This window comes from Rhodococcus sp. GB-02, assembly GCF_053470465.1.
Window position 1 is genome coordinate 1 of the sequence record NZ_JBPUKE010000012.1, and the last position, 628, is coordinate 628.

Consider the following 628-nt stretch of genomic DNA (forward strand, 5'->3'; position numbering starts at 1 on the left):
GTGATTTCTTACTGTTGGCCAACACGGCAGCATTGACAAAATGAACCCCACAACCCCACGCACACAACCCCTGCCGGGTATCACATGCACATGGTTTAGCCTCTTCCGCTTTCGCTCGCCACTACTCACGGAATCACGGTTGTTTTCTCTTCCTGTGGGTACTGAGATGTTTCACTTCCCCACGTTCCCTCCACACGCCCTATATATTCAGGCGCGGGTAACACGACATCACTCGTGCTGGGTTTCCCCATTCGGACATCCTCGGATCACAGCTCGGTTGACAGCTCCCCGAGGCTTATCGCAGCCTCCTACGTCCTTCATCGGCTCCTGGTGCCAAGGCATCCACCGTACGCTCTTCATTACTTACAACAAAGATGCTCGCGTCCACTGTGCAGTTCTCAAACAACACACAAACAACCACCTCACGCAGACACCAACACAAACCACCAACCCCGAAAGGCGATAATCTCTGCGGTATGACTGCAGCAGTCATTTGTCGTTACTTCCTAGAAAGAAACACTCGCGTGTTCTCTCAGGACCCAACAGTATGCCGATATAATTTGTTCTCCCACCAGCACTGAGGCCGGCAGTAATGAAAACGAATGCTTGTCAGCGTCCACCCATGAGC

At 52.4% G+C, this 628-nt stretch carries 1 rRNA gene; it reads right to left on the minus strand.

Going from position 1 to position 628, the window contains the following annotated elements:
* Nucleotides 1-369 (minus strand): 23S ribosomal RNA (locus ACSW29_RS31230); the annotation flags it as partial.
* Between the last annotated feature and the right edge of the window lie 259 nt (nt 370-628).